Origin of the sequence: Gemmatirosa kalamazoonensis (assembly GCF_000522985.1) — a bacterium.
Lineage (GTDB): Bacteria > Gemmatimonadota > Gemmatimonadetes > Gemmatimonadales > Gemmatimonadaceae > Gemmatirosa > Gemmatirosa kalamazoonensis.
Genome location: NZ_CP007128.1, coordinates 4013376 through 4034222, shown reverse-complemented (window position 1 = coordinate 4034222; position 20847 = coordinate 4013376). Strand labels below are relative to the sequence as shown.

Sequence of the window (20847 nt, the reverse complement as noted above, 5' to 3'; positions counted from 1 at the left end):
GGAGTCCCTCGCGGACGGTCGCACCTGGCACCGGACCTGCTGGTGGGTTGCGACTCAGGCTCGGTGCGCAGCTGGAGGCCACGTGAACTGCAAGTCAGTACAGCACGTCGTTATGTTGCGCGCGCGCGCACCGCGCGAGCAGTCGACGCAAAAGTGCACGGGACGCGACCGGAGGGCGGCCTCTCACCGGATCGACGAGCGGCCCACTCCGGAGGCACGACGAGACATGGCAACAGGGCCACTGCTGATGTGCGGCCTCGGTTCGCGGATGCCGGGATGAGCCATCCCGTCAGCCTGCAGGGCGACTGGCGCTACTCGCGCCTGCGGAACCGGTATCTCGCCCTCATCGACGCCGCGCTGCTGCCGCTGGTCGCCGTCCTCGCGTTCACGATCCGCTTCGAAGGGACGGCCTGGTACGAGGACTACGGCCGCGTCCTGTCGATGTACGTCGGCATCGCGGTGCCGCTGAAGCTCCTCGTCATGTGGCGCCTGGGGCTGTACGCGCGGCTGTGGCGGTACGCCAGCGTGCACGACGTCGAGATCGTCTCCGTCGCGGTGTTAGGCTCGGCCATCGTCACGTCGACGGTCGGCATCTTCCTGCTTCCGCTGCTGAGCGTCGTGCCGCTGCGCGTGCCGCTCTCGGTCGTGGTGCTCGACGCGCTGCTCGGCGCGATGGCGGTGGCGCTGCCGCGACTGCTCGTCCGCATCGGGCTGCGCCGCGTGCGCCGCCGCTTCGTGGCCGAGCCGGGGCAGCGCCGCGCGCTCGTCGCCGGTGCCGGCGCGGCCGGCGCGATGATCGTGCGCGAGCTGCTCGACAACCCGCAGCTCCGTCTCCTGCCGGTCGCCATGCTCGACGACGACGCGTCGAAGCACGGACGGCGTCTCCATGGCGTGCCCGTGGCCGGGACGCTCGATCGCCTCGACTCGGTGGCCGCCTCGCTGCACATCGACGAGGTGATCATCGCCATGCCGAGCGCGCCGGGCCGCCGTGTACGCGACGTGGTGAGCCGCGCGCATCGCGCCGGCGTGCCGACGCGCACCGTCCCCGGCATGTTCGAGCTGCTCGACGGCCGCAAGTCGGTGAGCGCGCTACGCTCGGTGCAGATCGAGGACCTGCTGCGCCGCGAGCCGGTGCGCACGGATCTCGTGCGGGTGCGCGAGCTCGCGGCCGGCAAGACGGTGCTCGTCACCGGCGCCGGCGGCTCCATCGGCGGTGAGCTGTGTCGGCAGATCGTGCGGCTGGACCCGCAGCGCATCATCGCGGTGGGCCGCGGCGAGAACTCCATCTTCGAGCTGCTCGAGGAGCTGCGCCGCCTCGCGCCCGACGCGCGCGTGCAGCCCGTGATCGCCGACGTGCGTGACGAGAACCGCATGGAGGCGCTGTTCCGCGCCGCGCGGCCGAGCACCGTGTTCCATGCCGCGGCGCACAAGCACGTGCCGCTCATGGAGGCGAACGTCGCCGAGGCGATCCTGAACAACGTGCACGGTACGGCCGTCGTCGCCGACGCGGCGTGGCGGCACGGCGCCGAGCGTTTCGTGCTGATCTCGAGCGACAAGGCCGTGCGCCCGTCGAGCGTGATGGGCGCGACGAAGCGGCTGGCCGAGGGCGTGGTGCAGCGCTACACCGGCGATCCCGGTCGGCACTTCGTGTCGGTGCGCTTCGGCAACGTGCTCGGAAGCCGCGGCAGCGTGATCCCGACGTTCCTGAAGCAGATCCAGGCGGGCGGACCGGTGACGATCACGCATCGCGAGATGCGCCGGTACTTCATGACGATCCCCGAGGCGGTGCAGCTCGTCCTGCAGGCCGGCGTGCTGGCGGAGGACGGCGAGGTGTTCGTGCTCGACATGGGCGACCCGGTGCGGATCTACGATCTCGCGCGCGACGTGATCCGTCTGTCGGGCCTCGAGGAAGGGAACGACATCGAGATCCTCGAGGTCGGGATGCGGCCGGGCGAGAAGCTCTACGAGGAGCTGTTCTTCGACGCCGAGAACGCCTCGCCGACGGCGCACCCGAAGGTGCTGCGCGCGCGCAGCGCGACGCTGGCGCTCGACGGCCCGGTGGGCCTCGACCAGCTCGTCGCGATGGCGCGCCGCGGCGTGCCGGTGGACGATCTGCGCGCCGCCATCAAGCTGCTCGTCCCCGAGTACACGGGCGTGCCGGACCGTCCGATGCACGCGACGGCGCGTCTGTCGGTGCCGGAGCCGGAGCCGGGGCGCCGCCCCGCGAGAGCCCTCGCGCAGACGGGGCCGTGACCGAGCCTTCGCACGTGTCGGCCTTCCAGGCCGAGAACGGTACGATCGAGCACGGACGCCGGAGTGCGACGACCCGGCATGTCGGCTTCGTTCCGATCCCGACGTTCGTCGAGCCTAACGGCGCGGTGCACGTCACGGTGCCGGGTCTGCGGTCGCACGACGTGCGCCTGCTCGGCGAGCTGTCGGCGCGCCGGCTGCTCGCGTTCCGGTGCCGCGCCGCGCTCGGCGCCCTCACGCGGCTGCTCGTGGACGCGTCGCTGCTCGCCGGCGTCGCGGCGCTCGTTCGCCACGGGTTCTCCGGGCCCGGTGCGGAGGCCGCGGGCGCGCCGTCGGTGGTGAGCGCGCTGCTCATCGCGCTGCTCGCGTTAGGCGCGGCCGGGGAGTACGAGATCCTCGGCCGGCGGCATCACAGCCTGGCGACGCCGATCGTCGCGTGCAGCCTGCTCGCGGTGGTGCTGCCGATGCTCGCGGCCGACATCCGTACCGGGTGGCGCGGCGAGTCGCTCGTCGCGCTCGCGCTGGGGATGACGACCGCGCTCACGGCGCTCGTGTGGCTCCGCCGTCGGTTCAGCCGCGGCGCGTCGTCGGCACGCGTGCCGCTGCGCGGCGCGGTGCTCGTCGGCCGCGAGCGCGACATGGCCGCGGCCGTCGCGGCGCTCGGCGGCGACGGCGCGCGCATCGTCGACCGCGTGGCGATGAGCCGCGGCGCGGTGCGGGGCGGGGTGCAGTCGCGCCTCGCCCGACGGCTCGCGGCCGGCGACGTGTCGGAGGTCGTGGTCGTGTCCGCGACGCGCTCGCTCGTGCTGCAGGGGATCGCCGCGGCGTGCCAGGACGCCGGCGCGCGCTGCATCGTCGCGCTCGACGCCCGTTCGGCATGCACCGAGCCGGGGATCCCCTGCACGGTCGGTGGCCATCCCGCGACGGAACTCACGCCGGCGGAGGTACAGGTGCCGCGCTTCCTGCTCAAGCGCGTCGTGGACGTGGTGCTCACGCTGCTGCTCCTCCCGGTCGCACTGCCGTTAGGCATCGTGATCGCCATCGCGATCCGGCTCGAGACGCCGGGGGCGGTGCTGTTCCGGCAGCGGCGCGTGGGGCTCGGCGGCCGCGAGTTCGTGATCTGGAAGTTCCGCAGCATGCGCGCGGAGGCGCCCGGCGTGCGCGCGCGACTCGCCCACCTGAACCACTACGGCGAGGCGCCGCTGTTCAAGCTGAAGCGCGACCCGCGGACGACGCGCGTCGGCCGGCTGCTGCGCCGCACGAGCCTCGACGAGCTGCCGCAGCTCGTGAACGTGCTGCGCGGCGAGATGTCGCTCGTCGGCCCGCGGCCGCCGCTTCCCGAAGAGGTGGCGTGCTACGCGCCGCACCACTTCGCCCGCCTCACCGTCATCCCCGGCATGACGGGCCCGTGGCAGGTCGGCGGGCGCAACCTCATCACGGACTTCGAGCAGATCGTGCGCATGGAGCGCGACTACATCGAGAGCTGGTCGCTCGGACTGGACTTCAACATCATGCTGCGCACGATCGGCGTGGTCGTGACCGGCACGGGGGCGTACTGACCGATGGTGACCAACGTCCTCCCCGGCCCGGGCCTCGCCGTCCACGGCGGGCCGCGCATCGCGCTCACCACCGAGTGGCTCACCGCGTTCGGCGGGGCCGAGCGGTGCCTGGTGGAGTTCCAGCGCGTGTTCCCCGACGCGCCGATCTACACGAGCGTGTACGAGCCGCGCGGGCTTCCCGCGGAGCATCGCGGCTGGACGGTGCGGCCGTCGTTCCTGCAGCGCATGCCGCTCGCGCGCCGGAACCATCGGCCGTTCTTCCCGCTGATGCCGCTCGCGTTCGAGTCGTTCGACCTCTCGGAGTACGATCTCGTGCTCACGACGTCGAGCGCGGCGGCGAAGGGCGTGATCACGCCGCCCGACGTGCCTAACCTCTGCTACTGCTACACGCCGCCGCGCTATCTCTGGGATCAGTACCACCAGCAGACGAAGGGGCTGCGCGGCAAGGCGTTCATCGGCGTCGCGGCGCACTGGCTGCGCGTGTGGGACCGGGCCGCGGCGGACCGCGTCGACCACTTCCTCGCGATCTCGGAGACGGTGGCGAGCCGCATCCGGCGCTACTACCGCCGCGAGGCGGCGGTCGTGCACCCGCCGGTGGACACCCAGCGCTTCCGGCCGAACGGGCTGCCGTCGGAGGACTTCCTGCTCGTGGTGTCGCGGCTGGTGCCCTACAAGCGGGTGGACCAGGCGGTGATCGCCGCCACCCGGCTGGGCGTGCCGCTGAAGGTGGTCGGGGTGGGGCCGGAGATGCAGCGGCTTCGTGCACTGGCAGGCCGGAACGTTACATTCCTGGGGTGGCGCGACGACGCGGAGGTTGCGGATCTCTATGCCCGCTGCCGCGCGTTCGTCTTCCCAGGGCTGGACGACTTCGGCATCGCGCCGGTCGAGGCGATGGCCTCGGGGCGGCCGGTGGTGGCGTACGGTCGGGGAGGTGCCACGGAAACGGTGATCGACGGCGTCACGGGGATCCTGTACGACGAGCAGACGGACGCGGCACTCGCGGGCGCCATCGAGGAGCTCATGAGTCGCTCGTTCGACGCGGCGGCCTGCCGGGCGCAGGCCGAGCGCTTCGACTCGTCGATCTTCCGGACGCGGATCGCCGGCGCAGTCGCCGACGCGTTGGGCGCACGCCCGCGCGACGCGGAGCTGCCGCCGGCCGTCGTCGCCTCGTCCGGTGTGCTGTCCTTCGGCTGAATGCGATTCGCGACACGCTCGCTCCTCCTCCTCCTCGCTCTCTCCCTCGCGTTGCAGACCACGGCCGCTCAGGCCGTGGCGTCGACCGCGGCCGTCACCGACGACAGCGTGGCCGTCGCGGCGCGCCGGGCCGCGCAGGTGGCGATCGCGGTCGGTGACCGCGTCACGGTCCGTGTCTGGCGCGAGCCCGGCTACAGCGACTCGCTGACGGTCGACGATCGGGGCGAGGTCGTGCTGCCGCGCCTCGGACCGATGCGCGTCGCCGGCCGCACGATCTCGTCGCTCCAGGACACGCTGCGGTCGCGCTACGCGGAGTATCTGCGGAACCCCTCGGTCGCCGTCACCGTGTACCGCCGCGTCGGCGTGCAGGGCGAGGTGAAGAAGCCGAACCTCTACTTCGTCGACGCGACGATGACGCTGCGCGAGGTGATCGCGCTGGCCGGCGGCATCACCGAGAACGGCAACCCCGACCACGTGACGATCGTGCGCGGCGGACAGCCGATCCCGCTCGGCAAGTGGACCGAGGGCGGGCCCGCGTCGGTCGACCTGCGCTCCGGTGATCAGGTCGTCGTCGGTCGACGGAGCTGGCTGTCGCGCAACGTGCTGGCGGTGGTGAGCACGGCGGGGCTCGTGATGTCGGTGCTGCTCCCCGTGCTGCGAAACAACAAATGACGGCGTTCGCTCCCGTCGTCTCCACGCGCCCGGGCGCCGTCGCGGAGACGATCGACCTGTTCGACGTCGGTCGGTCGCTGCGCCGGCAGTGGCTCGCGATCGCGCTCGGCCTCGCGCTCGGTCTCGCCGCCGCGGCCGCGGTGCTGCTGCTCGCGCCGCGCCGCTTCGTGGGCGAGTCGACGGTGCTGCTGCGGAGCGCGACCGACCCGAGCGCGTCGCTCCTCTCGCGCGTCGGGCTGCCGACGGACCTCGGCGGCGGTGCGCTCGGCAACGCGATCAAGTCGCCGATGGAGACCGAGCTCGCGCTCCTCGCGAGCCGCGACGTCATCGGGTCGGTGGTCGATTCGTTAGGCCTGCAGGCGCGCGTGCTCGGGCGCGCGGGTGTGCCGAGCCGCTGGCTGATCCAGCCGGCGCCGTACGCCGGCGCGTTCCGCAAGCAGCGCTTCGCGTTCGACCGGCAGCCGGACGGCCGCTACCGCGTCACCGGCGACAGCGTGTCGCTGCTCGCCGCGCCCGGAACGCCGTTCCGCCTGCCGGTGGTCGGCACCGTCACGCTCGTGCCGCGGCCGGCGCTAGCGAGCTTCCGCGTACAGTTCGACGACCGCGAGGACGCCGTGCAGCGCCTCGGCGAGCGGCTCGGCGTCGACAAGCGCGGCGGCGAGGTGGCCGCCGTCGGCTACACGGCGAGCGATTCCGTGACCGCGGCCGAGGTGCCTAACGCGATCGTCGAGACCTACCTCGCGCGGCGCCGCACCGTGGACCGCGGCGTGAACACGCGCCGTTACGAGTTCCTCGTGCTGCAGGCGGACAGCGTGTCGCGGCAGCTCGCGGTGGCGGAGAACGCGCTGCGCCGCGAGCAGGAGGCGAGCGGCGTGTTCGACCCCGAGCTGAGCGGGCGCACGGGCGTCGAGGCGGCGCGCGCGCTGCGCGAGCAGGCGGGCGCGCTGGAGGTGGAGCGCCGCGCCATCGGGCAGCTGCTGGCCGACGTGCAGGCGGGGCGCCTGTCGCCGCGCCAGCTCGCGGCGTACCCGAGCTTCCTGAAGAGCGACGCCGTCAACGCGCTGCTCACGCAGATGTCCGGGCTCGAGACGCAGCGCACGATGACCCTCGAGCGCCGCACGGAGAAGGACCCCGAGATCGTCGCGATGAGCGGGAGCATCGCGCAGCTCGAGCGACAGCTCGTGCCGCTCGCGCGCGCGTATCAGCAGTCGCTCGACCAGCAGGTGGGCGAGGTGGACCGGCAGCTCGCGGTCGTCGAGTCGCGCCTCACGGTGCTGCCGGGGCAGGCCGAGGCGAGCGTGCAGCGGCAGCGCGACGTGAAGCGGCTGTCGCAGACGCTGCTCGCGCTCCAGTCGCAGATCGTCGACACGCGCCTCGCCGCGATCGGCGAGGGCGGCCAGGTGCGGCAGATCGACGTCGCGGAGTCGCCGAAGCGGCCCGCGTTCCCGCGGCCGGTGCCGACGCTGCTCGTCGGTGCGCTCGGCGGGCTGCTGTTAGGCACCGTGTGGGCGCTGTTCCGCGGCGCGCGGCGCATGGTGGTGCCGTGGGACGTGGAGCGCGCGACGGGGCTGCCGGGCGTGGTGGTGCGGCCGGGCGAGCCGGTGCTGCTCGGCGCCGGCGTGCGCTCGGGGACGATCCTCGTCCTCGGCGCCGAGGCGGGACACGACGCGGCGTGCGCCGCGGTGGCGCGCGCGGTCGGCGCGTCATTGGAGCAGCGCGGGCTCGGCGTGATCGTCGTCGACGGGCAGGACGGCCAGGATCACGCGGCGCTGCGCGCGGCGGTCGCCGTCGCGGAGGTCGAGCGCGACGTCGTCGTGGTCGCGGCGCGCACGCTGCGCGATCCGGCCACGGTCGCGCTGCTGGAGCCGCCGCGCCGCGTGCTGCTCGCCGCGCGCGCCGGGGCGACGCCCCGCCGCGCGATCGTCGACGCGCTCGACGCGCTGTCGCGTCTCGCCGTTCCTTGCCTCGGCGTCGCGCTGCTGGAGCCCGACGCGTGGCGCGTGGACGCGCCGCGCCCGGCGCGCCCGACCACCGATCTCCGGCTCGCGCCGCGCGCGACCTCCGCCCCCCGCGACGAGCTGCCGGCTGCCGTCACGGGCGATGGGCGCTGACGCGCTGATCCCGGCCGCGGGCGGCACGCTCGCCGCGCCGCGCCCTCGTGCTCTCGCGCCGCACGGGCTGCGTCCCGTCACGGCGCTGCGCGTCGCCGTCGCGGCGATGGTGCTCGGCAACCTCGGTCGCGTGCCGGTGTTCAGCACGGCGGTGAAGGACGCGCCGCTGCTCATGAACGACGTCGCGCTCGTCGTGGTGCTGGTGCTCGGCGCCGCGGCCTGTCTCCGCGCGCAGTCGCTGCGGCTCGACCGCGTCGCGCTCGCGGCGCTCGCGTTCGCGGCGGTCGGCGTGTTCTCCGCGGTGGTCGGCGCGCGGCGGTTCGCGCTCACGGGCACGCAGCTCGTGTTCAGCCTCGCGTACCTCGCCCGGTGGCTGGCGTACTTCGGCGTGTACGTGGTGGTGGTGAACGGCGCGTCGCGCGACGACGTCCCGGCGCTGTGGCGCACCTACGAGCGCATGGCGCTCGCGTTCGCCGGCTTCGGGATCGTGCAGTCGCTGTTCCTGCCGGGCTTCGCACAGCTCGTCTTCCCCGAGGAGACGACGACGGTGCGCTGGGACCACCAGGGACACCGCATGGTGTCGACGCTGCTCGACCCGAACTTCGCCGGCGCGTTCGTGCTGCTGCCGCTGCTCGTGCTGCTCGCGCGGCTGACTTACGGCGAGCGCGTGCCGCGGTGGAAGCTCGTCGTGCTGTTCGGCGCGCTGCTCATGACGGTGTCGCGCAGCACGGTGCTCGCGCTCGTCGCCGGCGGCATCGTGCTCGTCGCCGTGCGGGGGCTCAACCGCCGGCTCGCGGCGATCGGCGGCGGCGCGGCGCTCGCCATCCTGCCGTTCGTGCCGGTGCTCGTGCGCGTCGCCGCGTCGTTCAACAAGCTCACCGTCGACGACTCGGCGCTGAAGCGCGTCGTGTCCTGGGTGCAGGCGCTCACCGTGTGGGGCGACAACCTGTGGCTGGGCGTCGGCTTCAACACGTACGGCTTCGTGCTGCCGCGCTACGGCTTCGAGGCCACGGCGATGAACAGCAGCTTCAGCGTCGACGGCGGGCTGCTGTTCATCGCGGTGATGACGGGGATCGTCGGCCTGCTGTTCTACGGCCGCATGCTCGTCGTCATCGGGCGGCGCTGCCGGGCGGTGTGGCGCGACGCGGCGCGCGACGGCTTCGAGCGGGGCACGGCGCTCGGCGTCGCCGCGGGCACCGTGGCGATCGTCGTGCACAGCGCGTTCGTGAACAGCCTGCTGCTGCCGTTCATCATGGAAGCGCAGTGGCTGCTGTGGGGGCTGGTGTTCGTGATCGCCGCCTCGCGGCCGCGCGCCGAGGCGGCGCCGTGACGACGGCCGCGTCCACGCTGCTCGTCGACGCGCGCGTGCTGCATGCGTCGGGGCTCGGGCGCTACCTGCGCGAGCTGCTCGCGGAGTGGCTGCGCGATCCGCCGTTCCGGTCGATCGAGCTGCTCGGCGATCCCGATGCGTTGGGCGCGTTCCTCGACGCGCATCCCACCGGCGCCTCCGTGCGCGTGGTGCCGCACGCGGGGCGCGTGTACTCGGCGCGCAGCCAGTGGTCGTGGCTCGCCGCCCGTCTCGCCCGCGGGGCGCGCGAGCGCGTGACGTTCTTCCCGCACTGGGACGTGCCGCTCGCGCTCTTCCCTCGGCGGTCCGTCGTCACGGTGCACGACATCACGCCGTTCCGCGTGCCCGACGCGTTCACGCCCGGGAAGCGCGCGCTCGGTCGGCCGATGCTGCGGCACGCGGTGCGGCGCGCGACGCGCGTGGTGTGCGTCGGGCAGGCGACGGCGAGCGATCTCGGCGAGTGGTTCCCCTCGGTCGCGCGCAAGCTCGTCGCGGTGCCTAACGGCGTGTCGCAGCGGTTCTTCGGCCGGCCGCCGGGCCCTCCGCCGCTCGACGAGTCGTACGTGCTCTGCGTCGGCAACCAGAAGCCGCACAAGAACCTCGGGGCGGCGGTCGACGTGCTCGCGGCGCTGCGGCCGCAGTTCCCGTCGCTGCGCCTCGTCGTCGCCGGCGGGCGCGACACGCCGACGCCGATCGCGCGCGCGCGTGCCGCGGAGCTCGGGCTCGGCGACGCGGTCGTCGAGCTCGGCGCGGTGGACGACGATCTGCTCCACCGGTGCTACGCCGGCGCGGCGGCGCTGCTGTTCCCGTCGCGCTACGAGGGCTTCGGGCTCCCGGTCGTCGAGGCGATGGCCGCCGGCGCGCCGGTGGTCGCGTCGTCGACGCCTGCGGTACGCGAGGTGGTCGGCGGCGCCGCACCGGTCTACGACCCCGACGACGTGCGCGGCATGGCCGCCGAGGTCCGCACGCTGCTCACCGATCCGACGCTGCGCGCGACGCGCATCGCCGACGGGCGCGAGCGGGCGTCCCAGTTCTCGTGGGCGCGCGCGGCGCGCGAGACGGCCCGCGTGCTGCACGACGCGGCGGGCGAGGCACGCGCGCCGGCTCGACGCCCACTCACCGCGGAGCGCGCGTGATCGCGGCGCTGCGTGCCGGCGCGCGCGCGAGCGCGCTCCTCGCGCTGCTCGCGCTGGTGCTGTCGGCGGTGGCGTGCGATCCGTGCTCCGGTCTCGCGTCCTGCAACGGCGACCCGACACTCGCGCTCACCGGGCAGTTCGTGGTGCGCGGCACCGGCCGGCCGGTGTCCGGCGTACGCGTCGACGTCGTGCCGGTCGCCGGCGCGACGGGCGGGTCCGCGACGACCGGGAGCGACGGCTTCTGGCAGCTCGAGCTGCCGGCCACCGCGACCGGCGACGTGACGGTCGACGTGCAGGTCACGCCGCCGTCGCCGTACCCGAGCTACCGCGTGCCGGCCGTGCACGCGAGCGCGTCGACGCGGCGCGGCGAGGGGAACGTGCTCGGACGATGGGTGGTCGACCCGTACGTGAACTACCTCGCGGAGATCCGCTCGCGCTTCGGCGGCTTCGGCGTGTACGGCGCGACCGTGCACTTCATGCGTACCGGCGGCGTGGCGGCGACGCCGAACAGCGTCGACCGCATCACCGACGAGGCGGGCCGGTTCGGCTTCGAGCTCGCGCCTAACGGTGGCACGCTCGGCGACGTCATCGGCGACCTGTACGTCGTGAAGCCGGGGCTCACCAGCGGCACGTGGATCCGCGGCGCGCGCATCCCGGTCGTGTACCGCGACGATCCGCTGGCCGTGCAGGGCGTGTTCCCGATCGGCTTCTTCCTCACGTACGTCGCGGAGATCTACGACCGCGGCACCGGGCGCCCGCTCGCGAACGCCGACATCCAGTTCGTGCGCACGAGTGGCATCGCCATCTCGCCGTCCACCGTCGTCCGACACACCGACGCGAGCGGTCGCACGCTGCTCGACCTCACGCCCTCCGCGGAGGGCGAGGTGGTCGGCGACATCAGCTTCGTGCGGCCGGGGAGCACCACGCCCGTGGTGCTGCGTGGCGTGCGGCTCACGACGTACGACTCGCTCGAGACGCGGCTGCTGCGACTCGGCTTCGGCGATCGGCTCGCGTACGCCGGCGAGCTGCAGTTCCGGGGCACGCACGCGCGCGCGGCGAACGTGCCGGTCGAGTTCCGGCGCACGGGCGGCATCCAGGTCGAGACGCCGGTGCTGCGCTCGACGACCGACGTGAACGGCCGCTTCCCGATCATCACGGCGACGAGCGAGAGCGGGGAGCTGGTGGGCGACCTCGTCGTGGATCCGGCCGGGCCGCTGCAGCAGACGTACACCGGCATCCGGCTCGCGACGTTCCCGAGCGACGAGGTGCGCTTCGCGGGCGTGTGGGGCGTCGGCGACCAGATCCTGTACGCGGGCGAGTTCTTCAACCGCGCGACGGGACAGCGCCAGGCGGGCATCGACGTCGAGTTCCGCCGCACCGGCGGCGTGAACGTGACGCAGCCGGTGTTCACGAGCCGCACCGACGCGAACGGCCGCTTCCTCATCGCGCCGCCGACGCAGGAGAGCGGGGAAGTGGTCGGCGAGCTGCGCGCGCGGACGCCGTCGGGCTTCGTGACCGTGGTGCCTAACGTGCACCTGAAGACGCAGCGCGACGACTCGCTGCGCCTCGCGGGAGTGTGGGGGTTCGGCCCGAGCCTGCTGTATGCGGGCGAGATCCTGAACGCGGCGAACGATCGTCCGGTCGCTGGTGCGCACGTCACGTTCGAGCGCACGGGCGGCATCGCCGTCTCGCCGGCGCGCATCGACGCGACGACGGACGCGAACGGCCGGTTCCCGCTCATCATGACGACGGCGGACTCCGGCAGCGTGATCGGCACGCTCACCGTGCGGCCGCCCGCGCCGTGGGCCGACGCGCCGATCGTGTACCCGAACGTGAGCATCACGACGTTCGACAGCGACGAGCTGCGGCTGTTCGGCGTGTGGCGCATCCCGCCGCCGCCCGCGGTGCGCGCGCCATGACGACCCCCACGCAGCCGACCGCGCCGTCCGCGACGTCCGCGTCGCTCACGGCGACGCGGCTGCTCGCGCGCAACGTCGTGCTGAACCTGATCGGCTGGGCGCTGCCCGCGCTGCTCGCCGTCGTCGCGGTGCCGCCACTCGTGCGCGCGCTCGGCGTGGAACGGTTCGGCGTGCTGAGTCTCGCGTGGACGCTGATCGGCCAGTTCAGCCTCCTCGACCTCGGGTTGAGCCGCGCGCTCACCCAGGTCGTCTCCGAGCGAATCGCGCACGCCGAGGACGCCGAGGTGCCGGGGCTCGTGCACGCGGCGCTGCTCGTGATGCTCGGCGCCGGCTGCGCGGCGGGCGTCGCGGTCGCCGCCGCGGCGCCGTGGCTCGTGACCCATGCCATGCACGCGTCGCCCTCTCTGTGGCCCGACGCCCTTGCCGCGGTGCGCTGGCTCGCGGTCGCGGTGCCGATCGTCGTGGTGAGCGCGGGATGCCGCGCGGTGCTCGAGGCGCTGCAGCGGTTCGACTGGATCAACGCGCTGCGGCTGCCGTTGGGCATGGCGACGGTGCTCGCGCCGCTCGTCAGCGTGCGCTTCTCGCACGCCGTCGCGCCCGCGATCGCGCTGCTCGTGGCCGCGCGCGCGCTGCTCGCGCTCGCGCACGCGTGGGCGCTGGCGCGCGCATATCCGCCGGTGCGGCGCTCGCACGCGCTGCCGTGGCGCGCCGTGCGCGCGCTGCTCGGCTACGGTGGCTGGATGACCGTGAGCAACGTGCTCAACCCGCTCCTCGTCACCGGCGACCGGTTCGTCATCAGCGGGCTGATCTCGGTCGCCGCGCTCACGTACTACGCGACGCCGCAGGAGCTGGTCACGAAGCTCTGGCTGTTCACGTCCGCGCTGCTGCCGGTGCTGTTCCCGGCCGTCGCGGCGACGTATCGCTCGGCGCCGGAGCGCGCCGCGCTGCTCTACGAGCGCGCGGCGCGCGTCACGCTGCTCTGTCTCTTCCCGCCGGTGCTCGCGGGGCTGCTGTTCGCGCCCGAGGGGCTGCGGCTGTGGCTCGGCCAGGACTTCGCGACGCGCAGCGCGGCGCTCACGCGCGTGCTGCTGCTCGCGGTGTTCGTGAACACGGTCGGGCAGTCGGCGTACACCGTCGTCCAGGCCGCGCGACGACCCGACGTGACCGGCAAGCTGCACCTCGCGCAGATCGTGCCCTACGGCCTCGCGCTCGCGTGGGCGGTGCCGCGCCACGGGCTGCTCGGCGCCGCGGTCGTGTGGGGCGCGCGCGTCGTCGTGGATTCGGCGCTGTCGTTCGTCGCGGCGGGCTGGCTGCTGCCGGCCGCTCGACGCGTCACGGTGCGGTGCGCGAGCTACCTCGCGGCGCTCTGCGTCACGGCCGCAGTGCTCACGTGGATCGCGCCGCCGTCGGTGGCCGGCCGCGCGTTGTTGCTCGGCGGCACGCTGCTGTGCTTCGCGTGGCTAGCGTGGCGCTGGCTGCTCGCCGCGCACGAGCGCGCGCTCGTCGTCGCGCGCGTGTCGCGCGTCGCCGACCGTGCCCCCGTGCTCGACACGCCGCGCTGACCCGCCGGCCGCCGCGCGCCGCAGCACGTCCGCGAGCACGCGCGCCGAGTCCAGCCAGCTCCACGGCGGTCCGCGGTCGCGGCTCCGCGGCAGCTCCCCGCCGGCCGCCGCCGCGAGCGCCGCGCGCAGCTCCGTTAGGCGCGGCGGGACGTACGTCGCCTCCTCGCCGCCGGCCTCGCGGATCTCCGGCACGTCGGCCGCCACGATCGTCGCGCCGCACGCGCGGGCCTCGAGCACGGGGATGCCGAATCCCTCGTAGCGCGACGGGAACACGAACGCCGTCGCCGCCGAGTACAGGGCGGGGAGGTCCGCGTCGGGAACGAAGCCGAGCGGCACGACGGCGCCGTCGCCCGCCGCCGCGGCGACGCGCCGCGCGAGGTCGGCGTCCTTCCAGCCGCGCGCGCCGACGAGCGCGAGCCGCTGCCCGTGCAGCGTCCCGTCGCGCAGCCCGTGCACGAACGCGTCGACGAGCAGCGCGAGGTTCTTGCGCGGCTCCCACGTGCCGACGGCGAGCAGGAACGGGCCGCGCAGACCGTATCGATCACGCACGCGCTTCCGCTCCGCGTCCGACGCGGGCGTGAACGCCTCGCCCACCGCGGGCGGCACGACGGCCGACACGCGCGCGCCGAACGTCGCGGCGAGCCGCGATGCGGTGCCGTGGGAGATCGCCGTGACGACGTCGGCACGCGTGACGTCGCGCGGCAGCAGCGCACGCATCGCGATGCGGTGCGATGCCGGCATCGTCTCCGGCACCACCCACGCGTTGAGGTCGAACACGGTGCTCACCGTCGGCACGCGCAGGCGGCGCGCGGGAAGCAGCGCGGCCGTCGCCCAGAACACCGACAGCGCATCGTCGCGCGCGAGCCTGGCGACCCGCATCTTCAGCCACCCGATGTTCCGCAGCCGCCGGGCCGCCGGCGTGCGCTCCGTGCGCAGCGTCCAGCGTGGGGACTTCACCGGCAGCTCCACCGGCTCGCGCGCGTACACGACGAACTCGGCCTGCGGCAGGCACGCGTCGAGCGCGCGACACAGCTCGAACACGTAGCGTCCGACGCCGGTGCGCGGTGCCTCCAGCGTGCGTCCGTCGATGCCGACCCGCAGCGTGTCGGTCACCGCGCCGTCACCGTGATGCGCGCCGTCGTCATCGGCACGTCGATCGTGCGGAATCCACCCGGGTTGTTGAAGCCGTTCTGGAACAGGTAGTTGTCGCGGCGCCCCGCCTCGAACGATGCGAGCACCGTCGCGTGCGGCAGCAGCAGCCCGCCGCGCACGCCGAACAGCAGGCTCACGTCGTGGCGGAAGAAGTTGGGCGCGGCCTGTCGGTACATCGCGTCGTTCTCCCAGCGCACGCGCGTCGCGGTGAGCCCCGCCTGCCAGCCCGTCGCGAGCCAGTCCGCGCCGACGAACTGCGACGAGCTCCCCGGCCCCGTGGCCGCGCCGAGCACGCGCCCGCGCTGGGTGAATCCCTGCGGCGTCGCGGCGCCGGTGTACAGATCGGCGAGCGCGCGTCCCGCGAAGTCGGCCGTCTGCTCCACGCTCGACACCTCCGCCTGCCAGCGCAGCCGACCGCGCGCGCGCGCGGCACCCGCCCACTGCAGGCCGATGGTGTAGCCGAAGCCGGCCTGCGGTACGAGCAGCCACTCGCGCAGCTGCCGCGGCACGCCGGCGCGCACGGTCTCGCCGTAGATCTCGAGCCCGTCGTTCGGGAACACCCACCGCGCCCACAGCGCCACGAGATCGTCCGCGTCGCGCGTCGTGTCCGACTGGGCGGAGAATGGCCGCGCCGCGGTGTCGAGCTGCGCGCCCGCGCGCCACCGTGTGAGCGGATCGAACAGCGCGCTCGCCGGCACGCGTCCGCGCGGCGCCGCGCGCACGACGCTGTGCGCGACGCCGAGCGTCACGTTAGGCGCGATCGATGGGCGCAGCGTGACGGCGAGCGCGCCGAGCGAGCGCGTGTCGTTCGATGGGATGGAATCGAAGAACGTCGACTCGGTGAGCGCGCCGACGATCCATCGCGCCTCCACCGCGCCGAGTGGCGTGCGCAGCGGCCGCGACGTGCGCAGGAACGCGTGCGGCACCGAGCCGGCGTTGTTGCTGAGGAGCAGCGCGTTGCGGATGCCCGGCCCCCACCACTGCTCCTCGCTCGACACGCCGACCGCGACGGCGCCCGCGCGCACGGTGAGCGACGATTGCCCAGGCGACACGAGCGTGATCGGCGCCGTACCGAAGCGGAGCGGCAGATCGGCCGACGCGACGCCCGCGTGCCACGGCGACGAGAACGTGCTCCGCCCGCGCACGAGCCCCGGCAGCACCTCGAACACCCGGTTGTCCGAGTGCGCGACCTCGGGCGCGACGACTACCCGCACGTAGCGGCCGTCGTACGCCGCGCCCGCCGACGCGAGCACGTTCGTGCCGCGTCCCGCCCACAGGTTGCCGAGGTTCGGCCCGTACGCGATGGCGTCGTTGTACACGAGCGTCGCCGACGGCAGCAGCACGTGGAGGCCCGCCGCGGCGCGCGTGCCCAACGCGGTCGACGGGGTGCGCAGCAACGTGCCATCGGTCGTCGCGTGGGACGTGAGCTGCATCACGCGCGCGCGGTCCTCCACCACGCCGCCGAGCGGGGCGAGCACCGGCGACGGCGTGGAGCGCGACGGATGCGCACACGCCGACGCCCAACACGCGACCGCGAGGGCCGCGCCCGACCTGCGCGCCACGGCTGCAATCGTGCGAGCGCGCAGCGATATTCCGCGTGGCCGGTCCGTCATGCCTTCGTCATGCGTTCGTGCGTGCCGTCATGCGTGGCGCCGCATGCGTCGCGTCTCACGTCGGAATCATGCATCTCGCGTCTCCCCGTCTGCGCCGGCTCGGCGCGCTCCTCACGCTCGCGGCGCCGGTCGCGCTGCGGTCGCAGAGCGTCACCGCGCTCACCCCGTCGTGGCAGGAGGCGATCGCGGCGCGCGACGTGGAAATGTATCTGCGCGTCGCGCAGGTCGCCGGGCAGGCGCCGCTCGCCCCGTGGACGATCCGCGCCCTGTCGCCCGAGGCGCTCGACGGGCTCGCGCGCGACGCCGGTCACCCGTGGAGCGCGCGCTTTCGCCGCGACACGACGCGCGCGCTGCGCGTGCACGTCTTCTCCCCGGAGCTGGACCTCATCGGCACCACGGGCTATCCGGTGCTCGGCGTGATCGACGGCGCGGTGTGGGCGGGGCGCGGCCTCACGACGGTGCTCACGGGCGGCGCGCAGCTCCGCACGCGGCATCTCTCGCTCACCGTGCGGCCGACGCTGTTCCGCGCCGAGAACGTGCACTTCAGCGAGGCGCCGGTCGATCCCACGGTGCCGTCGCCGCACGGCGACGCGATCTGGGGATGCTGCATCGACGCGCCGCAGCGGTTCGGAACGGGCGCGTACATGCGCATCGATCCCGGCGAGTCGACGCTGCGCTTCTGGACCGGGCCCGTCGCCGTCGGCGTGTCGTCGGCGACGCAGGCGTGGGGGCCGAGCGACGAGAACCCGCTCGTGCTCGGCGCCGGTGCGGCCGGGATCCCGCACGTGTTCGTCGAGACGTCGCATCCGCTGTCCGTCGGCATCGGCCGCGTGCAGGCGCGGCTGCTGATCGGGCGGCCATCGCATTCCATCGTGCCGACCGACAGCGCGCGCGCGCGAAAGGTCGCCGGCGGCGTCGTGAGCTTCACGCCGCGCGGCGTGCCGGCGCTCGAGGTCGGGCTCGCGCGCTTCTTCCACGCGTGGCTGCAGCCCGAGGGACTCGGCCCCGCCGACTTCCTCGTGCCGCTCAGCGGGCTGTTCGCGACGAGCCGCGCGCCGAAGCGCTTCGACGATCCCACCGCGCCCGACTTCCGGCCGAAGAACGAGATCGCGAGCGTGTTCGCGCGGTGGGTGAGCGTCGCGGGGCACGCGGAGCTGTGGGGCGAGTACGTGAAGAACGATCACCCGCTCGACCGCCGCGACCTCGTCGTCGAGCCGGATCACGACGCCGCGTGGTCGTTAGGCGCGCGCAAGGTGGTGCGCGCGACGCCGCGCCGCACGACGGCGCTGAGCGCCGAGTACGTGTCCGCCGGCGTGTCGCACCTCAACCGCGTGCGCACGCAGACGCCGATGTACATCCACTTCCCGATCACCGAGGGGCACACGCAGCTCGGCCAGCTGCTCGCGTCGACCGCGGCGACCGGCGGCGGCGGGTTCTTCCTGCGGCTGGACACGTACACGCAGGGCGGGGCACGCTCCGTCGGCCTGGAGCGCTTCATCCGCCAGACCCCCGCGTTCGCCGAGGGGCCGCCCGAGTCGGGCTACGACGTCGTGTACCGGCTGCGCGCCGACGCCACGCTGTTCCGCGCGCGCGCGGACGTCGTCGTCGGCGCGCTCGCCGAGTACGAGCTCAATCGCGACTTCCGCCGCGACGTGCCGAACTTCCAGATCCGGCTTGGTCTCCGACCGCGGCGGACGCGCTGACCCGTTAGGCGGTCAGCGCTTCAGCGTCACGATCGCGGCCACGAGCGCGGCGATCGTGCCGCCGACCTGCGCGAACAGCGTCAGCGCCTGGACGATGTTCTGTCCGTCGTTCGGCGCCTTCTCCGGCACCACGACGTGCGCGCCGGGCCGCGGCGACGGCAGCCCGTCGGGGAAGAAGCGGCGTCGCTGCACCGCCTCCAGCTTCCCGCTCGGCTGGATGACGTACGCGCGCGACACGTCGGCCGTGCGGCTGCCGCCGCCCGCCGCCCGGATGTAGTAGTCGATGCTCTGGCCGCGGACGTACGGCAGCGCCGAAGGCTGGTTCACCGCGCCGGTGACCGTGACGATCACGTTGAACGGCGGGATCAGGATCGAGTCGCCGTCGACGAGCAGCAGGTTGTCGCGGTGGCGCGGGTCGCGCAGCGCCGCCGGCAGATCCACACCGACACGTCCCGTGCGGCTGCGCGTGCGGTAGAACTCCACGCCCTCGGGGTTCGACTCCGACGTGAGCCCGCCCGCGCGCGCGATGAGATCCGTTAGGCGCTCGGACTTCGTGCGCAGCGCGTAGCGACCGGGGTACCGCACCTCGCCGCCGAGGAACACGTTGCGCTGCAAGGCGAAGTCCGGCTGACGCAGGATCAGCACGTTGTCGTACGGCTGCAGCACGACCTCGGGCGTCGGCCCGCTCGGCGCCGGCAGCCCCGGTGGGCCGACGAAGCGGCCGTTCGCGCCGCGCTCGAACAGGTAGCTCGAGTCGAGCGGCACGCGGAACGTGCGCGCGGTGACGCCGTTCGCGCGGTTCTCCGGCAGCCGCGCGATCTCGGCCTCGTTCAGCAGCGCGCCTTCCTCGAGCCCGCCGGCCAGCAGCACCAGGTCGCGCGCCGTGATCCCCTCGCGGTACTTGAAGCGGCCGCCGTTTCGCACCGCGCCGCTGATCGCGACGTAGCGCTCCGGGCGGAACTCGGTCACCGAGAAGACGTGGATCTCGTCGTCCTCCTGCAGCGGGACGTCGTTCACCACCGCGCCCGTCGTGTCGCGCAGCGTGGCGCGGAGCTGCACGCGCGTCGAGTCCGGACGCAGCCGGCCGATCAGCACCTCGCCGAGGTACGTGTCCGGCTTCAGGCCGCCGGCGGCGCGGATCGCGTCCGAGAGGCGCGCGCCGGGCGCGAAGCCCTGCGATCCCGGCGACCACACGTTCCCCTCGACCGTGACGCGGTTGCGCACCCGCTTCGCGATCGCGGACACGCGCACCACGTCGCCCGGCTGCATCGCGTACGCCGGCAGTGTCCCCGACGCGCCGAACGGGACCGTGATCACGACGCGGTCGCGCCCGGCCTCGCCGCGCTCTCCGGGCGGCAGCACGCGCTCGACCTGGACCGATCGCTGCGCCGCGGTCGGCCGCAGCCCGCCCGCCGCGGACACGAGCTGAGCGAGCGTCTCGCCCGGCTTCAGCTCGTACGTCGCCGGCCGCAGCACCTCGCCCACGACGCGAACCTGCGGACCGTGCGGCGGCACGAAGATCACGTCGCCCGTCTCGAGCCGCGGGTCGTGGCTCGCGTCGCCGCGGAGCAGGTAGTCGTACACGTCGAGCGTGTCGACCACGCGCGCGCCGCGGCGGATGAGGATGCGGCGCAGGCTCCCCGTCTCCGTGGGTCCGCCGGCGGCGTACAGCGCGCTGAGCGCCGTTCCGGCGCTCGACACGCGGTAGCTCCCGGGGCGCACGACGTCGCCCACGACCGACACCTGATTCGTGCGCAGCCGCGCCACGCTCACCGAGAACCGCGTCCTGGCCGACGCGTCGCGTCCGATGCCGGAGTACGCGCGTCGCAGTCGCGACAGCAGCAGGTCGTCGAGCTGGCCGAGCGTGAGGTTCGCGACGTACAGCTGTCCGACGCGCGGCACGACGACGAACCCCTCGCGCGTGACGTCGAGCGTGTACGCGCCCTCGACGTCGCCGGTGAGGATGAGCACCAGCCGGTCGCCGGGTCCGAGGCGGTAGTTCGCGTCGACGGGCCCCGCGAGGTTGGCCTCGAACTGCGACGTGCGGCCCGCGAACAGGTCGAGCCCGAAGATCACCAGCCCGCTGTCGCGCTTCGCCGCGCGGGCGATGCTGTCGGCGCGGTCGCGGCGGCGGTCTCGGAGCATGAACGTGGAGTCGCCGCCGCGCGTCGTGTCCTCGTCGAGCCGCAGCCGCTCCAGGTCACGCCGCGAGCGCACGCGATCCGAGTCCGCGGGCACCGTGTCCGCCGCGAGCCCGAGCGCCTCGCGGATCTGCACGTCGTCGGTGGAGTCGGTCACGCCGAGCGCCCGCATGGCGTCGAGCAGCGTGCCGGTCGTCGCCGTGTCCGCGGTGCCGCCGGACCGTCCGCCCGGCAGATACGCGTCGAGCAGCGTCTCCGGGTACCCCTCGGCGCGGAGCCGGGCCCGGATCTGATCGGGCGTCAGGCCGCTCGCGCGCAGCCGCTGCTGCAGCTGCTGCAGGAGGTCGGGGCGCGTGCGGAGCAGCTCCTGCGCCTGTTCCGGGGTCGGCCGAACCGGGACCTGGGCCGCGGTGGCGCGAGCACAGAAAAAAGAAAGGGCCGCGGCAGTAAGCAGCGGCCACGAGGCACGAAGTTGCATCGACTCTGT

Annotated in this window: 13 protein-coding genes; 10 read left to right on the top strand and 3 right to left on the bottom strand. The window is 73.9% G+C overall.

Going from position 1 to position 20847, the window contains the following annotated elements:
- The first annotated feature begins 276 nt into the window (after nt 1-276).
- The 9 genes from J421_RS17585 to J421_RS17545 all read left to right on the top strand — a co-directional run bounded on the left by J421_RS17585 (nt 277) and on the right by J421_RS17545 (nt 13751).
- The gene (locus J421_RS17585; RefSeq protein WP_025412487.1) at nt 277-2253 is read left to right on the top strand and encodes a polysaccharide biosynthesis protein; all 1977 of its coding nucleotides are present in this window, start codon (nt 277-279) and stop codon (nt 2251-2253) included.
- Nucleotides 2250-3809, top strand: a complete 1560-nt coding sequence (locus J421_RS17580) for an exopolysaccharide biosynthesis polyprenyl glycosylphosphotransferase (RefSeq protein ID WP_025412486.1) — start codon at nt 2250-2252, stop codon at nt 3807-3809. The genes J421_RS17585 and J421_RS17580 overlap by 4 nt, the downstream gene beginning before the upstream one ends.
- Before the next feature lie 6 nt (nt 3810-3815).
- Complete coding sequence (locus tag J421_RS17575) at nt 3816-5003, top strand: glycosyltransferase (protein ID WP_201773034.1); 1188 nt, start codon at nt 3816-3818, stop codon at nt 5001-5003.
- A 75-nt stretch (nt 5004-5078) separates the two neighbouring features.
- A complete protein-coding gene (locus tag J421_RS17570) occupies nt 5079-5675 on the top strand; it encodes a polysaccharide biosynthesis/export family protein (protein ID WP_158508826.1) in 597 nt (198 codons plus the stop codon).
- Complete coding sequence (locus J421_RS17565) at nt 5672-7786, top strand: GNVR domain-containing protein (RefSeq protein WP_025412483.1); 2115 nt, start codon at nt 5672-5674, stop codon at nt 7784-7786. The genes J421_RS17570 and J421_RS17565 overlap by 4 nt, the downstream gene beginning before the upstream one ends.
- Nucleotides 7776-9116, top strand: a complete 1341-nt coding sequence (locus J421_RS17560; RefSeq protein WP_025412482.1) for an O-antigen ligase family protein — start codon at nt 7776-7778, stop codon at nt 9114-9116. Before J421_RS17565 ends, J421_RS17560 begins: the two co-directional genes overlap by 11 nt.
- Nucleotides 9113-10270, top strand: a complete 1158-nt coding sequence (locus tag J421_RS17555) for a glycosyltransferase family 4 protein (RefSeq protein WP_025412481.1) — start codon at nt 9113-9115, stop codon at nt 10268-10270. The genes J421_RS17560 and J421_RS17555 overlap by 4 nt, the downstream gene beginning before the upstream one ends.
- The gene (locus J421_RS17550) at nt 10267-12189 is read left to right on the top strand and encodes a sedoheptulose 7-phosphate cyclase (RefSeq protein WP_148306375.1); all 1923 of its coding nucleotides are present in this window, start codon (nt 10267-10269) and stop codon (nt 12187-12189) included. Before J421_RS17555 ends, J421_RS17550 begins: the two co-directional genes overlap by 4 nt.
- On the top strand, nt 12186-13751 hold the full coding sequence (locus J421_RS17545) for a flippase (RefSeq protein ID WP_148306374.1): 1566 nt from the start codon (nt 12186-12188) through the stop codon (nt 13749-13751). The genes J421_RS17550 and J421_RS17545 overlap by 4 nt, the downstream gene beginning before the upstream one ends.
- Here J421_RS17545 and J421_RS32135 read toward each other — a convergent pair.
- Entirely contained in the window at nt 13650-14864 is a 1215-nt protein-coding gene (locus J421_RS32135) for a glycosyltransferase family 4 protein (RefSeq protein WP_025412478.1), read from the bottom strand. The genes J421_RS17545 and J421_RS32135 overlap by 102 nt on opposite strands.
- Nucleotides 14861-16465, bottom strand: coding sequence for a capsule assembly Wzi family protein (locus tag J421_RS17535; protein WP_025412477.1), 1605 nt, complete (start codon nt 16463-16465; stop codon nt 14861-14863). Before J421_RS17535 ends, J421_RS32135 begins: the two co-directional genes overlap by 4 nt.
- A 119-nt stretch (nt 16466-16584) precedes the next feature.
- On the opposite strand from J421_RS17535, the gene J421_RS17530 reads away from it, so the two are divergent.
- Nucleotides 16585-18219, top strand: coding sequence for a hypothetical protein (locus J421_RS17530; RefSeq protein WP_025412476.1), 1635 nt, complete (start codon nt 16585-16587; stop codon nt 18217-18219).
- Between the two features lie 12 nt (nt 18220-18231).
- Here J421_RS17530 and J421_RS17525 read toward each other — a convergent pair whose 3' ends face one another.
- Nucleotides 18232-20838, bottom strand: a complete 2607-nt coding sequence (locus J421_RS17525) for an SLBB domain-containing protein (RefSeq protein WP_025412475.1) — start codon at nt 20836-20838, stop codon at nt 18232-18234.
- Nucleotides 20839-20847 lie beyond the last annotated feature (9 nt).